A 14,972-nucleotide genomic window follows, 5' to 3' on the forward strand; every position below is an offset into this window, starting at 1 on the left:
CGGCCCTGGCCGAAAACCGACTCCGAACTGGTGTATCAGCGAGTAGTCTGCCGATGACTCAGAATGAGGAGGATGTTCGTGGAAACCAAGGACACGGCCGGCGAGGTGCGGGTTCTCCAGCCGTTGCCCGAGCGCACGGAGGGCGGATCGCAGGCGTTCGAGCTGCGGCTCGCGCGTCTGCTCCGCGTGCTCGGGGCCGAGGTCGCGACGGGGGCGGACTACGCCGGTGCGGCCCGATGGGAGGTCCACAAGGCGCTCGCCGGTCGGTCCGAGCTGCCCGAGGAGTACTTCGAGCCGCTGTTGGAGGCGGCGGTCCACGACCCCAACCCGAGCTTCAACCGCCGCTTCGTCGAGCCCGCCCTGATCACCTTCGGCCAGCGCAGGGTCCGGCTGGCCCTGCTCGGCTACCTGCAGACCGGCACCAACCCGGAGCGGGCGGGCGCCGCCCGGGCCTGGTACTGGACGGCGCTGACGGTCGTCGGCGGCCGGCACGCGACCGCCGACGAGGGCGCCACCGTGCGCGACAGCTGGAACCGGGCCGCACTGCGGGAGTTCGTCGGCAACGAGGACCTGGACGTCCGCCGCTGCATCCTGCCCGGCCTGCCGCTGGTGCCGCGCGCCTACCCGGTCGAGCTGCACGCCCTGGTGGAGACGGCGGTCGCCATTGCCCGCTCCCACCCCGACGAGTACATCCGGCACCGCGCCGAGGTGCAGACCGGCCTCTGACCCTCGACGATCCTCGACGGCACGTCCGCTCCGGGTGCGCCCGCCGACGCGCGCACCCGGAGCGGCCGTTCCCCGCCGGCCACGCCGTGGGGACGCCCCCCGAACTTGACGCCGGGTCAGGGCTTGCGCGCCACCGCGCCGTACATGCTCACCCGCTCCGCGCCCGGGGCCGGCTCCTCCTCCGGCCGCCAGAGCGGGACGGTGACCACCCCGGGCTCCAGCAGCTCCAGCCCGTCGAAGAACTCCCGCACCTGCTCCCGGCTCCGCCCGACCAGCGGCGCGGTGGCCCTGTCGTACACGCCGGTGACCCGGTCCCGGACCGAGGCGGGGATGAAGTCGGCCGTGCCGTGCGAGAGCACCAGGTGACTGCCGGACGGCAGGGCGGCGAGCAGCGTGGCCACCGCCCGGTACGGCTCGTCCTCGTCGCGCAGGAAGTGCAGCACGGCGGCGAGCACCAGCCCGACCGGCCGGGAGAAGTCCAGCAGCCCCTCGGCCCGGACGGCCTCCAGCACCGCGGTCGGCTCCCGCAGGTCGGCCTGGAGCACAGTGGTGCGTCCGGGCCCGGCGCCCGCCATCAGGGCGCGGGCGTGGCTGAGCACGATCGGGTCGTTGTCGACGTAGACGACCCGGGCGGCCGGGGCCACGGCCTGGGCGATCTGGTGGGTGTTGCCGGCGGTCGGGATGCCGGTGCCGACGTCGAGGAACTGGTCGACGCCCAGCCCGGCGACGCAGCGCACCGCCCGGGTCAGGAAGCCCCGGTTGGCCCGGGCGGTGGAACGGAACTCCGGGTTGGCGGCGAGCGCCTTCTCGGCGGCGGCGCGGTCGGCGGGAAAGTTGTCCTTGCCGCCCAGGTAGTAGTCGTACATCCGGGCCGGGTGGGGCGTGTCGGGCCGCAGGTCGGCCGCGATCCGGGGGCCGCCGGACTCCCACATGCTCTGGTACCCCATGCCTGCCGCCCCTCTGGCCGTCCCGGCCGGGGCGCTCCCCGAGCGGGCTGTTCCGAACGTCGGCGGACAGCCTAAAGCCCAGGTCAGTGCCCTGGTGGCGGTTGGCCGGCTCGCCCCCGTATGTCCCTTTCGTGGTGCCCCGGCGCCCGTCCCGGCGCAGGATGGGAACTCCGGGGCCCGAAAGCAGGGGCCGAGGGCAGTGGCAGCGCGTGACACGGGAGGTCCGGGCCCATGGGAATCGCTATGGCAGACATCCGCGAGTGGCGGGGCCAGGACGTGGTCGACGAGAACGGGAAGCGGATCGGCACACTGGAGTCGGTCTACGTCGAGACGTCCACCGACGAGCCGTTCTTCGCCACCGTCACGATGGGCATGATGACCAAGCGCCGGCTGGCCTTCGTCCCGCTGGAGGGGGCGGTGGTCGGCCCGGCCTACCTGCGGGTGGCGTACCCGCGGAGCAAGGTCAAGGACGCCCCGGCGATCGGCACCGACGACATCCTGCCCGCCACCGACGAGCCCGAGGTGTTCGCGTACTACGAGCTGCCGTACGCGACGGGCGCCGCGGGCGAACGCCGCCTGGCCCGGCGCTGACCCTGGCTCGGCGCTGACGCTTGCCCGCAGCCGCCCGCAGCCGCCCGCCGCCGTCGCCCGCCTCGCGACGATCTTCGTCCGGCCGGGAATGAATACCCCGCCGGGTACACTTGTCCATCGAGAGTCGAGGCGAAAGGCGGCCCGCACATGCAGGTGGACGAGGAGGCGGTCGGCGCGGTCCTGAACCGACTGCGCCGGGCCCAGGGCCAGTTGGCCGGGGTGATCGCGATGATCGAGGCGGGGCGGGACTGCAAGGACGTGGTCACCCAACTCGCCGCCGTCTCGCGCGCCCTGGACCGGGCCGGGTTCAAGATCGTGGCGAGCGGGATGCGCCAGTGCATGGCCGCCGCCGACGACGATGCCGCGCCGATGAGCGAGGCCGAGCTGGAGAAGCTCTTCCTCGCCCTGGCCTGACCGCCCCGGCAAGGCCGCGCAGCACGACCACACCACAGGACGACACAGCACGGCACGCAGCAAGGCCGCCCGGAGGGCCGCGACGGATCGCCCGTCGCGCCCCTCCGCGCATCCCCGGAGCCGGTCGCGCCACGGAGTTCCCGAACCGCCCGATGCCCCGTCACGCGCCGTTCACGCCCCGGTCGCTGGCCTTCGGATGAATGAGCCCGCCCCTAGTTGTACAGCCAACTGCGGGCTTCCTCCCTCCCAGCCTCCGTGACCAGCCGCGTGCGGCCCCGACACCGTCCCCCGGCGGACCGGGCCCGCCGGCGGCGGACAGGACAACCGTGGCCGCAGGCAGCGCCCTGACCCCGACCTCATCCAGCAGCCCCGCCGAAGGCGACCGGCTCACCTTCCACTGGACCACCGACGCCCCCGACGCCAAGAACTGGGTCGGCATCTACGACGGCAGCCGCCAGCCCGGCACCGGCTCCTCGCTGCTCTGGAAGTACACCCCCGGCACCTCCGGCGACGTCCAGCTCGACACCTCCGCGCTGACCGGCGGCCCGTACACCGCCTACCTGCTGGCCAAGGACGGCTACGGCATCCTGGCCCGGACCGCCCCGTTCAGCTTCCGCCCCAAGCCCCCGGTGGTCCGCCCGCACGCCGTCGTCGACTCCTTCACCGCCACCCCGGTCGCGCCCGGCGCGGCCGTGCGGATCCGGCTCGGCGGCCTCTGGTCCCGCCCGGCGGGCAACGCCCCCGGCTCGGCCGCCTACCGCAAGCTCGGCGGCGCGGCCTGGGCCTCGGTCGCCGCCGACGGCACGATCACCGGCACCGCCCCCGCCGCCGTCCGCAACCCCGAGCTGGTCGTGGTCGGCGTCAAGGACAGCACCGGCGCCACCGACACCGTCACCGTGCTCGTCCCCGTCGTGGACCAGGCCGCCCCGCCCCGGCTCAAGGCCGCCAGCTGGAACCTGCACGACGCCGGCAAGGGCTACACCGACGCGCTGGAGAAGCAGCTGCGCGTCGTCCTCGCCCAGGGCCTGGATGTGCTCGCCCTCCAGGAGACGGCCGGCGAGCGGGCGAAGACCCTGGCCGACGCCCTCGGCTGGTACGCCCTCCAGAGCCCGGGCAGCGTCGGCATCCTCAGCCGCTACCCGCTCACCGAACCGACCGCGGCCACCGCCGAGTTGCCCGCCGTCGCGGCCACCGTCCAGCTGCCCGGCGGCCGCGGCGTCCGGTTCTGGGCCGCGCACCTCGACGAGGCGGGCTACGGCCCGTACGCCGTGCAGGACGGCGGCACCGCCGCCCAGGTGCTGGCCGCCGAGAACGCCTCGCTGCGGCTCAAGCAGGCCGAGGCGCTGGCCGCCGCCGTGCGCGCGGACGCCGCCCGAGGACTCCCGGTGGTGCTGGCCGGTGCCCTCTCCTCGCCCTCCCACCTGGACTGGACGGCCGCCACCGCCGCCGCCCACCAGGGCGTGGGCGCGCTCGCCTGGCCGGTCACCACCGTGCTCCAGGCCGCCGGGCTGACCGACACCTTCCGCGAGGAGAACCGCGACCCGGCCAAGGCCCCGGGCGCCACCTGGTCGCCCACCCGCAAGCGCCGCGGCGACCGCCCCGAACCGCAGGACCGGATCGACGTCGTCCAGTACACCGGCGCGCTGAAACTGGTCGAGGCGCACACGCTGGTCGCCGACTGGCCCCAGCCGGAGCCGAACGCCGCCGACAACGAGTGGCCCTCCGACACCGCCGCCGCCGTCGCCACCTTCCAGCTCTGAGAGGCCAGTTCGTGATGTCCGAGCTCTCCCGCCGCACCTTCGTCGGCGCCTCCGCGGCCGTCGGCGCCACCGCCCTGACCGGCCTGGCCGCCACCCGGGCCGACGCCGCCCCGGCCACCCCCGCCGCCGCGCCCGCCACCGCCCTGACCGGCACCGTCAAGGACGTCAAGCACGTCGTCGTCCTGATGCAGGAGAACCGCAGCTTCGACCACTACTTCGGCACCCTGAGCGGTGTCCGCGGCTTCGGCGACAAGCAGGCGCTCCAGTTCCCGGACGGCACCGACGTGTTCCGCCAGCCCGACGCCCGCCGCAGCGACGGCGGGGTGATGCTGCCGTACCGGATGGACACCTCCAAGTACAACGCGCAGAACGCCGGCGGCCTCGCCCACGACTGGGCGACCGGCCACCAGGCCATCAACAACGGCGCGATGAACAAGTGGATCGCCGCCAAGGGCGAGCGCACCATGGGCTACTTCACCCGGGAGGACATCCCCTTCCAGTACGCCCTGGCCGACGCGTTCACCCTCTGCGACGCCTACTTCACCTCGCTGGCCGGCCCCACCGACCCCAACCGGCTCTACCTGTGGACCGGCACCGCCGGCCCTGGCCGCGACGGCACCACCGGCCCCTGGATCGACAACACCCCGGTCACCGACAACCCGGTCGCCGACTGGACCACCTACGCCGAGCGCCTCCAGGCGGCCGGCGTCAGCTGGCGGGTCTACCACAACCCCAGCAAGGACGACCGCACCGGCGACTACGACGACAACGCCCTCTCCTACTTCAAGCAGTTCCACGACTTCCCGCACGACGACCCGCGTTACCTCAACGCGATGACCAAGTTCGACCCCACCGACTTCGACCGCCACTGCAAGGACGGCACCCTGCCGACCATCTCCTGGCTGGTCGCCCCCTACCTGTTCTCCGAGCACCCGGAGGCCGGCCCGGCGTACGGCGCGCACTGGGTCAACCAGGCGCTGCAGTCGCTGATGTCCAACCCCGCGGTCTGGCAGCACACCGTCTTCCTGGTCATGTACGACGAGAACGACGGCTACTTCGACCACGTCGTCCCGCCCACCCCCGAGCCCGGCACCCCCGAGGAGTTCACCCAGGGGCGCGCCATCGGCCTCGGCAACCGGGTCCCGCTCTGGGTGGCGTCCCCCTGGTCGCGCGGCGGCTGGGTCAACTCCCAGGTGTTCGACCACACTTCGGTGCTGCGCTTCATGGAGGTGGTGACCGGCGTGGCCGAGCCCAACATCTCCGCCTGGCGCCGGGCCGTCTGCGGCGACCTCACCAGCTGCTTCGACTTCGCCGCCCCGGACACCTCGATCCCGAAGCTGCCGGACACCAACGCCCTGATGGCCAAGGCCGACGCGGGCACCAAGCTGCCCGGCGTCGCCCTCCCGGCCACCGGCGCCCAGGCGATGCCCGTCCAGGAGCGCGGCGAGCGCCCGCACCGCCCGCTGCCGTACCAGCCCTGGGCCGACGTCGCGGTGGACCGCACGACCGGCAAGGTCACCTGCACCATGAGCAACGACGGTTCGGTGGCCTTCCCGTACACCGTCTACCCGAACATCCTGCTCCCGTTCGCGGGCACCCCGTACACCGTCGCCCCCGGCGCGAACGCCACCTACGTCTGGGACGCGGCCGCCACCGGCGGCCGCTACGACTTCACCGTCCACGGCCCGGACGGCTTCGTGCGCCGCTTCGCCGGGACGGTCGTCCGGGACGGGCAGGACGGCCAGAACGACATCGGCGTGCCGATCGTCACCGCCGACCTGCACGGCAGCCTCAAGCTCACCCTCCAGGTGGCCAACGACGGTCTGACGGACGTGGCGTTCACCGCCGCGCCCAACGACTTCGCGGGCAGCCCGCAGACCGTCTGGGTCAAGCCCGGCAAGCAGGTGGACCTGTCCTGGCCGCTGGACAAGCAGGGCCGTTACGACGTCGTGGTCACCGCCCACACCGGCCAGCGCTTCGTCCAGCGCTACGCGGGCTGGGTGCACTGACCCCGGGGCGTGTCCCGTGCGGCCGGGGGCGCCGATCCGGTGACCCCCGGCCGTGGCTCGGCCGCACTGTCAGAGCCCGCCGCTACCGTCGGGCCCATGCAGAAAATCACCACCTTCCTCTGGTACGACGACCAGGCCGAGGCGGCCGCCGCCCTCTACACCTCGCTGTTCCCCGACTCCCGGATCACCAAGGTCACGCGCTACGGCGAGGGCGCCCCGATGCCGGCCGGCACGGTGATGACCGTGGAGTTCGAACTCGCCGGCCGGCCCTACGCGGCGCTCAACGGCGGCCCCCAGTTCCACTTCACCGAGGCGATCTCGCTCCAGGTCGAGTGCGAGGACCAGCGGGAGGTCGACGAGCTCTGGACGAAGCTCACCGCCGACGGCGGCCAGGAGGGCCCGTGCGGCTGGCTCAAGGACCGCTTCGGCCTCTCCTGGCAGATCACCCCGCGCGTCCTGCTGGACCTGGTCAGCGACCAGGACCGGGCCAAGGCGGACCGGGTGATGGCGGCCATGATGCGGATGGGGAAGATCGAGATCCAGCCACTGCTCGACGCGGCCAGGGGCTGAGGCCGTGACCGCCTTCCGCCACCGCAGCACCGTCTACCTGCGCGCCACCCCGGAACGGGTCTGGCACGCGCTCACCAACGCCGACGAGTCCGGCCTCTACTGGGGCCACCGCAACGTCTCCACCTGGCTGCCCGGCGCGCCCTGGGAGCACCAGCGCACCGACGACTCCGGGATCGCCGACGTGATCGGCATCGTCGACGTGGCGGACCGCCCGCACCGGCTGGTCACCACCTGGGCCGGACCGGAGGGCGACCGCCCCGGCGGGCCCTCCCGGGTCACCTTCGAGCTGCGGCACTGGCAGGACCTCACCCGGCTCACCGTCACCCACGAGGACCTCGCCGACGAGCCCGAGCGCGCGGACGCCGAACGGGGCTGGTCGGCGGTGCTGTCCAACCTCAAGACCTACCTGGAGACCGGCCACCCGCTGCCGCAGCAGCCCTGGCTGATGCCCTGACCTCCGCCGCCCCCCAGGCTCAGCCCCGCCCCGCCCCGCCCCTCGCCCGATCGGCCCCCGTCGCCCCCCGTCAGCGCCCGGCCCCCGCGGCCGGGCGCTCCCGTTCCCCCCGCCGTCGGCCGCCGACGGCGCGGCGCAGCCCGGCGAGGCGGGAGAACCGCTCCCGGCCGGCCAGCGAGGCCCGGTCCAGCTCCTCCATCAGCCGCCGACTGCGGTGCTCCAGGTCCAGTTCGTCCAGGATCCGGTCGACCTCGGCCAGCATCGCGCCGTGCAGCTGCCAAGCCTCCGGGTGCTGCTGGACCTTGCGCAGCAGCACCTGGGCGACGTTCTCCCGGCAGGTCCAAGCCGCCGCCAGTTCGGCGGTCAGCCGCTCCTCGGCCTCCTCGGCGTTGCGGCTCACCTGGGTGGTGACCAGCACCGCGAAGCTGACCAGTGCCCCGCCGACGTGCGCCAGCAGCTCCTCCAGCCCGACCGCGACCTCCGGCGGGAACAGCTGCTCCGACGGCTCGCGCCGCTTGGCCAGGTCGGTCACCGAGCGGGCCAGCACCCGGATCACCACCACGCAGATCTCCAGGGTGTCCAGCCCGGTGCGCAGCACCAGCCGGGAGAGCAGGCCCTCGCTGATCCGGGGGTTGAGGCGCAGGCTGTCCTCGGCCTGGCGCAGCGCCGCGTCCACGTCCGCGATCGCCTGGTCGAGCCGCCGGGCCTCGTGCAGCCGCTCGGCGGCCCGGGCCACCGGGGTGGGGCGGCCCAGCTGCTCGGAGATGTCGACCAGCAGCTGACGGGCCCGCCGGGCGAGGTCCTCGATCGACTCCCCGGCGGTGTCCACCCAGACCGGCGGGGCGAACAGCAGGTTGAACAGCAGGCCGACGGCCGCGCCGATCAGGGTCTCCAGCACCCGGTCCCAGGCCTGGGAGGTCAGCTTGGTGACGCCCAGGATCAGCATCGCGCTGATCGCGACCTCCTGGACGAACTCCTCGACCCGGACGAACCGCCCGATCACCAGGGAGGCCAGGATGATCAGCCCGAGGCTCCACCAGGAGAGCCCGACCACGGTGCTGAACCCGATCGCGATCAGCACCCCGACCACCACCGAGACCACCCGGCGGACGCTGGTCTTGAGCGTCGAGTAGACGGTGACCTGGACCACCAGCAGCGCGGTGAGCGGTGCCGTCAGCGGAGCGGGCTCGCTGCTGAGCTGGGTGGCCACCGCGAACGACAGGGTGGCGGCCACGGTGGCCCGCAGCGTCTGGACGGCGAACGGGTCCCGGGCGGCGCGGCGGACCAGGGGCGTCAGGGACTCCGGCAGAAGGGCCATGTCGGCCTTGTTCCCCGTACCCGCCGCCCGCACCGCCCGTCGCGGCCGGGACTACTCGTCTAGCCCTCGCGGTTGAAGCGCAGCTTCCAGGGCGCCAGCGCGGACTCGACCTGCACCCCGATGCTCATCTTGGAGGCGCCCTCGATCCGCTCCTCGAAGCGGATCGGCACCTCGCGGATAGTCAGCCCCTGCTGGACCGCCCGGTAGTTCATCTCGACCTGGAACGAGTACCCGTTGCTCCGCACGGTCGGCAGGTCGATGGCCCGCAGGGCGCTCGCCCGCCAGGCCTTGAAGCCCGCGGTGGCGTCCCGGACGCCGAGGCCGAGGATGGCGTTGACGTAGAAGTTGGCCCAGGCGGAGAGGGCCTTGCGGTGCCAGGGCCACTCCGCGGCGGTCGAACCGCCGGGCACGTAGCGGGAGCCGAGCACCACGGCGGTGCCTTCGTCGGCGAGCAGGGTGCTGACCATCGCGGGTATCGCGGAGGCCGGGTGCGAGAGGTCGGCGTCCATCTGGACCACGACGTCGGCGCCCTCGTCCAGCGCCCGGGCCATCCCGGCCAGGTAGGCGCGGCCGAGGCCGTCCTTCTCGGTGCGGTGCAGCACGCCGACGGTGCCCGCGGAGTCGGCGGCGAGCTTGTCGGCGATCTCGCCGGTGCCGTCGGGGGAGTTGTCGTCGACCACCAGCAGGTGCAGGTTGGGCACCGCGAGGTCCGTGAGGAGCCCGGCGAGGACCGGAAGGTTCTCCCGCTCGTTGTACGTGGGGACGACGACAACGACCTTCGGGGAGGCCTCGACCATGTTCTGTTTCCCTCGTACCCTCGCCGGCCGGCACCCCGTGCCGCACCGGTCGGTTGTCCTGGACGACCTTCGCTGCTGTCAGATCGTGCGAGTCTAGCCGGGGCAACGGCCCCTTCCCGCCCCAGGGGAGCAGGGCGGATCCCCGCGGCCGGGGCCGTGGGCCGGTTCGATCACGATGGACCGCGGGACGCCGGCTACGCCTGGCCGTAGACGGACGCGAGGTTGTCGCGGGCGGGGTGGGTGCGGCCGGCCGGGCCGGTGGCGAAGAGGCGCAGCACGTTCTCGGTGACCTTGCGGACCACGTCCCCGGCGTGGGCGTCGATGCCGTGCACGCCGCTGCCGTGGGCGTCCAGGGCCTCCACCCAGCGCATCGTGCCGGTGGCGAAGACGCCCGCGCCGCTGGGCACGGTGTAGTAGGCGGTGTCGGAGTGGGAGCGCCGGCCCTCGCAGACCACGGGGGAGTGGGCGATCACCTCGATCGGGCGCGGGGTGGGGAAGGCGGTGTCGACCCGGTCGTACTCGACGCCGACCAGGTGCGGGAAGGACGCCCCGGCCGTCACGCCCGTCCCCTCGAAGGCCCAGTGCTCCGGCGAGGTGACCACGTACGGGGCGTCCACCGGGTAGCCGTCGTAGATCACGCCGAGCATCGAGCTCTCCGGGTCGGCGCCCGGGCCGGTGCGGAAGTCGGTGGTCGCCGGGGCGCCCGCCTGGTGGCCCGGGTCCTGCGCCCAGGCGTCCTTGTAGCAGACCACGGTGCGGTCCGGCCCGAGCTCGCTGGGTTCGAAGCGGACCCGGCGGAAGCAGCAGTTGGCGCCGAGGATCACCAGGTTGGTCCCGGCGTCGCGGGCCGTCGTCACGTTGGCGCGCTGCTCCGGGGACCAGTACTCGTCGTGGCCCAGCGAGAGCAGGGCGCTCGCCCCGTGCAGCAGGCCCGGTTCGCGGGCCACGTCGATCCCGGTGGTGTACGCCAGTGGCAGCCCGAGCCGCTCGGCCAGGGCGATCAGCGGCGCCTCGTAGACCAGGAAGCGCCCGGCGCCGTGGTCGTAGTCGTGCGGCCGGTCGAGGACGACCCGCAGCGAGCGGGTGGCCAGGGTGCCGGTCGGGCCGTTGTAGAGGCTGTAGCCGCCCCATTCGTTGTAGGCCTGCCAGGTCGCCGGGGCGCTCATCACCACGGTCCTTCCGGCGGTGCGCGCGGAGCGGACGGTGAGCGGGACGTAGCTGCGGCCGGAGTCGTCCTCGGCGTCCAGCCGCAGCAGGTAGGCGCCCTCGGGCCAGCCGGTGGTGTCCACGGCGAGGGTGCGCCGCCAGCCGGTCAGCACGGTGCGGGTGGTCGGGTCGACGTGCGGGGCGGCCTGCTTGCCGCCGGGCACGTGCTCACGGCGCCAGACCAGCCGGCCCCGGGCGCCGCCGTACCAGCCCATCCGGTACGCGGAGACGGTGAAGGCGGCGGCCGCGGTGGAGACGTGCAGGCCGAAGGTCTCGCCGGGCAGCACGCTGACCCGGTCGGCGAAGCCCTCGACGGCGCCGGGCGTACCGGGGTCGGTGATCTGCCAGTCGGCGTTGCCGGGCAGCGACTGCTCGTTCGGGGCGGCGTCCGCGGGCCCGGCGTGCCGGGTGCCGGAGGGGTCCGAGGGGCCGGGGGTGCCCGGGGCGTCGGGCGTGGGGAGCGGGGCGGCGTCGGAGTGCCGGGTGCCGCAGGAGGTGACGGCGGCCGCCATCAGGCCCAGGCCGAGGATCCTCCGCCGAGTCGGTTCCGTCACCGTTGTCTCCCTGCCGTCCGTCGCCGTACCCGAGGGCGCGTCAACCCGGTGGGTCAACCTCATGGGTCAATACGGTGAGTCAACGCGCGCGGACATGTCTACCCCGTTCGAGGGGGCCTCCGGTTACCGCCGCGCCGCGGTTTCGAGCACGGCCGGGGGCCGGCCGCACGCCGGCAGGGCCGTCCGGGCGCACCTCGGCGTGTCCGCCCGCGCGGCTGCCCGGCCGCTCCGGCCCCGTCCCCTAGCCTGGCCGGGCCCGCCGTCCGGCGGCCTTGGGGGTCCGGAACCGTGCGGCGGCCGGCCGAGTCGTGGACAGGGGTGTACGTGGTCTCCTCGGGTTCGGTCGAACCGGGAACGGCGCCGTCGACGCGGGGCACGAGGTTCCGGGCGTGGATGCTCGAAGGCCTCTCGGACATGGCCAAGCAGCACCCCGGCCCGCACGTGGAGGCGCCCGCCGAGAAGGGCACGCGCTGGTGGCGGGTGATGTGCCTGACCGGCCTGGACTACTTCTCCACCCTCGGCTACCAGCCCGGCATCGCCGCCCTGGCGGCCGGCCTGCTGTCACCGATCGCCACCGTCGTCCTGGTGCTGGTCACCCTGTTCGGCGCCCTGCCGGTCTACCGGCGGGTCGCCGCCGAGAGCCCGCACGGCCAGGGCTCGATCGCGATGCTGGAACGGCTGCTGTCGTTCTGGCAGGGCAAGCTCTTCGTGCTCACCCTGCTCGGCTTCGCCGCCACCGACTTCATGATCACCATCACCCTCTCGGCCGCCGACGCGACCGCCCACCTCATCGAGAACCCGCACCTGCACAGCGCCCTGTCGGGCAAACAGGTGATGCTCACCCTGATCCTGGTGGCCCTGCTCGGCGCGGTCTTCCTCAAGGGGTTCAGCGAGGCCATCGGCCTGGCCGTCGTCCTGGTCGGCGTCTACCTCGCGCTCAACGTCGTCGTGGTGGCCAACGGCCTCTGGCACGTGTTCAAGGAACCGCACCTGTTCGGCGACTGGACCGACGGACTCACCGCCGAGCACGGCAACGGGTTCGCGATGATCGGCGTCGCCCTCATCGTCTTCCCCAAGCTGGCCCTGGGCCTGTCCGGCTTCGAGACCGGCGTCGCCGTGATGCCGCTCATCGAGGGCGACCCGGACGACACCGAGGAGAAGCCCACCGGCCGCATCCGCGGCGCCCGGCACCTGCTCACCACCGCCGCCGTGATCATGAGCGCCTTCCTGATCTCCACCAGCATCATCACCACCCTGCTCATCCCCAAGGAGGCGTTCAAGGCCGGCGGCGCGGCCAACGGCCGGGCCCTCGCCTTCCTCGCCCACGAGAACCTGGGCAGCACCTTCGGCAGCGTCTACGACCTGTCCACCATCGCCATCCTCTGGTTCGCCGGCGCCTCCGCCATGGCCGGACTGCTCAACCTGATGCCCCGCTACCTGCCCCGCTACGGCATGGCCCCGCACTGGGCCCGGGCGGTGCGGCCGACGGTCATCGTGCTGACCCTGATCGCCTTCCTGGTCACCTGGATCTTCGACGCCGACGTCGACGCCCAGGGCGGCGCCTACGCGACCGGCGTCCTGGTGCTGATCAGCTCCGCCGCGGTCGCCGTCACCATCGCCGCCCGCAAGGCCGGGGAGCGGCACTGGACCGTCACCTTCGCGGTGATCGCCGCCGTGTTCCTCTACACCACGGCCGTGAACATCGCCGAGCGGCCGGACGGCGTCAAGATCGGCGCCTGCTTCATCGCCGGCATCGTGCTGGTGTCCTTCCTCTCCCGGCTCAAGCGCGCCTTCGAACTGCGCGTCACCGCCGTGGTCCTGGACGAGGTCGCCGAGCGGTTCCTCCGGGACTACACGTACCGCCCGCTGCGCCTGATCGCCAACGAGCCGAACAGCCGGGACCTCGCCGAGTACCGCGACAAGGTCCACCAGATCCGCCGGGACAACGACATCCCGCCGGAGGACGACCTGGTCTTCGTCGAGGTCACCGTGCTCGACCCGTCCGACTTCGAGGCCGAACTGACCGTCCGCGGCGAGGTGCTGCACGACCGCTACCGGGTGCTGACGCTGCAGAGCTCCAGCGTCCCCAACGCGCTGGCCGCGCTGCTGCTCCAGGTGCGCGACATGACCGGGCAGCTGCCGCACATCTACTTCGAGTGGACCGAGGGCAACCCCTTCGCCCAGTTCCTGCGGTTCTTCCTGTTCGGCCAGGGCGAGATCGCCCCGGTCACCCGCGAGGTCCTCCGCGAGGCCGAGCCCGACCGCGCCCGCCGGCCCGCCGTGCACGTGGGCTGAGCGGGGTCAGACGCCGTCGTCAGCAACGGAACCAAGCCTGATCGCCCTTGATGTGCAGCAGGAAGCCGTCCACCGGACCGTCGGGGCCGACCATGCCCAGCGACTCCTCGATGGGTTCGTAGGCACGGTCGAAGCCGTCGTAGTCCTCGGCCTCCACCAGGGCGGTGGACTCGTCGAACCAGGGCTTCACTTCGGAGAAGCCCGGCCGGGGTATGAAGCTGCCGTACAGCCACGGCCAGTCCATGTCGTCCACGACGATCTCGCCGAGCACCTCCCAGCCGCGCAGCAGTTGCCAGCGATCTCCGATGGGCATCGGCGAACCCTCCCGTCCGGGCCCGTTCGGTGAGCCCTGCCGGGAGTCTTGCACCTGCCACTGACACTTCCGGCCGGTGCCCGGTCAGCGGGAGGTGCGGTTCTTGCTCCAGGCCGGGGCGACGAGGGCCACCAGGACCACGGCGAAGCCGAGTTGGAGGAGGTGACGGATCCAGTCGATGCCGGAGGTGTGGCGGACGCCGATCCAGCCGGAGACGGCGTTGCCGAGCCAGGCCCCGGCGGCGCCGAGGAGCATGGTCAGCCACCAGGGGATCGACTGCGGCCCGCGCAGGATCAGCTTGGCGAGCACGCCGAGCACGAAGCCGATGAGCAGAATCCAGAGGAGCTGGAACATCGCGGTCCACCTTCCGGGCGCCGCCGGAGTGGGCCGGCACGCCGTATCGCCGAAGACGCGGTTCGTCCCATGATCACCCGGTTCCGCCGAACGGGCACGTCGGCGGGAGACCTCGCAGGTGGCGGGCCCGGCGCGGCCCGGCGCGGGGCGGCGCGGGGTGCGGGACGGGCGATTATCCGCCGTCGGCGGGGCCGGAAACGCACTGTTCGGACGGAGTTTCGTACCGGTAGGAATGGCTCCTGACGCGGACCGCCCGCGTCACCCGAAGGGAGCCGCCCCGTGACCCGACTTCGTGCCGCCGTCCTCACCCTCGGCTGTACCGCCGCCGCCTTCACCCTCGCCCTGGGCACCGCCCAGGCCGCGCCCGGCAGCACCAGCACCAGCTGCGCCTCCTCGCTGACCCCGGCCGGCTTCGTGGACGTCCAGTGGTGGAACAGCGCGGGCTGCGGTTCCGGGTTCACCCCGAACACCAAGAAGATCATGGACCTCACCGGCTACCCGGTCGGCACCACGGTCAACGCCTGCGCCTCGACCTGGCCGCCGGCCGGGTGGACGATCGTCAGCAGCTTCTACAGCTCCGGCTGCCAGTACTCGGCCGTGCCGAGCTTCGACAAGAACTCCTGGCAGCTCAAGCGCGTCTCCTGACCCGGAGCCGTGCCGAGGC

The 14,972-nt window shown here is 73.1% G+C and carries 15 protein-coding genes; 9 read left to right on the forward strand and 6 right to left on the reverse strand.

Translation table 11 applies throughout. The annotated features are described in order from the left end of the window. Window positions 1-72: 72 nt before the first annotated feature. Window positions 73-726 (forward strand): hypothetical protein, encoded by a 654-nt coding sequence (locus ACZ4W5_RS11830; protein ID WP_465654042.1) that lies wholly within the window; start codon window positions 73-75, stop codon window positions 724-726. A 116-nt stretch (window positions 727-842) separates the two neighbouring features. Here the strand turns inward: ACZ4W5_RS11830 and ACZ4W5_RS11835 are convergent, their stop codons facing one another. Further along, window positions 843-1,673: an SAM-dependent methyltransferase gene (locus tag ACZ4W5_RS11835; RefSeq protein ID WP_465654043.1), complete on the reverse strand. Its 831-nt coding sequence runs from the start codon at window positions 1,671-1,673 to the stop codon at window positions 843-845. Between the two features lie 243 nt (window positions 1,674-1,916). On the opposite strand from ACZ4W5_RS11835, the gene ACZ4W5_RS11840 reads away from it, so the two are divergent. The 6 genes from ACZ4W5_RS11840 (at window position 1,917) to ACZ4W5_RS11865 (ending at window position 7,471) form a co-directional block, all read left to right on the forward strand. Next, window positions 1,917-2,264, forward strand: a complete 348-nt coding sequence (locus tag ACZ4W5_RS11840) for a PRC-barrel domain-containing protein (RefSeq protein WP_360245404.1) — start codon at window positions 1,917-1,919, stop codon at window positions 2,262-2,264. 147 nt (window positions 2,265-2,411) lie between these two features. Next, a complete protein-coding gene (locus ACZ4W5_RS11845; RefSeq protein WP_360245407.1) occupies window positions 2,412-2,678 on the forward strand; it encodes a metal-sensitive transcriptional regulator in 267 nt (88 codons plus the stop codon). 326 nt (window positions 2,679-3,004) lie between these two features. Then, window positions 3,005-4,438 carry an endonuclease/exonuclease/phosphatase family protein gene (locus ACZ4W5_RS11850; protein ID WP_465654044.1) on the forward strand — a complete coding sequence of 478 codons (1,434 nt, stop codon included), beginning with the start codon at window positions 3,005-3,007 and terminating at the stop codon, window positions 4,436-4,438. A gap of 14 nt (window positions 4,439-4,452) precedes the next feature. Beyond that, window positions 4,453-6,447, forward strand: a complete 1,995-nt coding sequence (locus tag ACZ4W5_RS11855; RefSeq protein WP_465654045.1) for a phosphocholine-specific phospholipase C — start codon at window positions 4,453-4,455, stop codon at window positions 6,445-6,447. 96 nt (window positions 6,448-6,543) lie between these two features. Further along, complete coding sequence (locus ACZ4W5_RS11860) at window positions 6,544-7,017, forward strand: VOC family protein (RefSeq protein WP_465654046.1); 474 nt, start codon at window positions 6,544-6,546, stop codon at window positions 7,015-7,017. A gap of 4 nt (window positions 7,018-7,021) precedes the next feature. Then, window positions 7,022-7,471, forward strand: a complete 450-nt coding sequence (locus tag ACZ4W5_RS11865; protein ID WP_465654047.1) for an SRPBCC family protein — start codon at window positions 7,022-7,024, stop codon at window positions 7,469-7,471. 70 nt (window positions 7,472-7,541) lie between these two features. Here ACZ4W5_RS11865 and ACZ4W5_RS11870 read toward each other — a convergent pair whose 3' ends face one another. The 3 genes from ACZ4W5_RS11870 to ACZ4W5_RS11880 all read right to left on the reverse strand — a co-directional run bounded on the left by ACZ4W5_RS11870 (window position 7,542) and on the right by ACZ4W5_RS11880 (window position 11,346). After that, window positions 7,542-8,789: an FUSC family protein gene (locus ACZ4W5_RS11870; protein WP_360245418.1), complete on the reverse strand. Its 1,248-nt coding sequence runs from the start codon at window positions 8,787-8,789 to the stop codon at window positions 7,542-7,544. A 59-nt stretch (window positions 8,790-8,848) separates the two neighbouring features. Continuing rightward, window positions 8,849-9,586: a polyprenol monophosphomannose synthase gene (locus ACZ4W5_RS11875; RefSeq protein ID WP_402480161.1), complete on the reverse strand. Its 738-nt coding sequence runs from the start codon at window positions 9,584-9,586 to the stop codon at window positions 8,849-8,851. Window positions 9,587-9,780: 194 nt separating this feature from the next. Continuing rightward, entirely contained in the window at window positions 9,781-11,346 is a 1,566-nt protein-coding gene (locus ACZ4W5_RS11880) for a N,N-dimethylformamidase beta subunit family domain-containing protein (protein ID WP_465654048.1), read from the reverse strand. Window positions 11,347-11,739: 393 nt separating this feature from the next. Between ACZ4W5_RS11880 and ACZ4W5_RS11885 the strand changes: the two genes are divergently transcribed. Continuing rightward, window positions 11,740-13,641, forward strand: a complete 1,902-nt coding sequence (locus ACZ4W5_RS11885) for an APC family permease (protein WP_465654049.1) — start codon at window positions 11,740-11,742, stop codon at window positions 13,639-13,641. A gap of 19 nt (window positions 13,642-13,660) precedes the next feature. Here ACZ4W5_RS11885 and ACZ4W5_RS11890 read toward each other — a convergent pair whose 3' ends face one another. Together ACZ4W5_RS11890 and ACZ4W5_RS11895 are read right to left on the reverse strand one after the other, a co-directional pair. After that, window positions 13,661-13,954 carry a hypothetical protein gene (locus tag ACZ4W5_RS11890; protein ID WP_360245427.1) on the reverse strand — a complete coding sequence of 98 codons (294 nt, stop codon included), beginning with the start codon at window positions 13,952-13,954 and terminating at the stop codon, window positions 13,661-13,663. A gap of 84 nt (window positions 13,955-14,038) precedes the next feature. Further along, window positions 14,039-14,308, reverse strand: a complete 270-nt coding sequence (locus ACZ4W5_RS11895; RefSeq protein WP_465654050.1) for a GlsB/YeaQ/YmgE family stress response membrane protein — start codon at window positions 14,306-14,308, stop codon at window positions 14,039-14,041. A 279-nt stretch (window positions 14,309-14,587) separates the two neighbouring features. Between ACZ4W5_RS11895 and ACZ4W5_RS11900 the strand changes: the two genes are divergently transcribed. Continuing rightward, window positions 14,588-14,953 carry a hypothetical protein gene (locus ACZ4W5_RS11900; RefSeq protein WP_402480150.1) on the forward strand — a complete coding sequence of 122 codons (366 nt, stop codon included), beginning with the start codon at window positions 14,588-14,590 and terminating at the stop codon, window positions 14,951-14,953. Window positions 14,954-14,972: the final 19 nt, after the last annotated feature.

It is taken from the genome of Kitasatospora sp. NPDC029367, assembly GCF_055569135.1.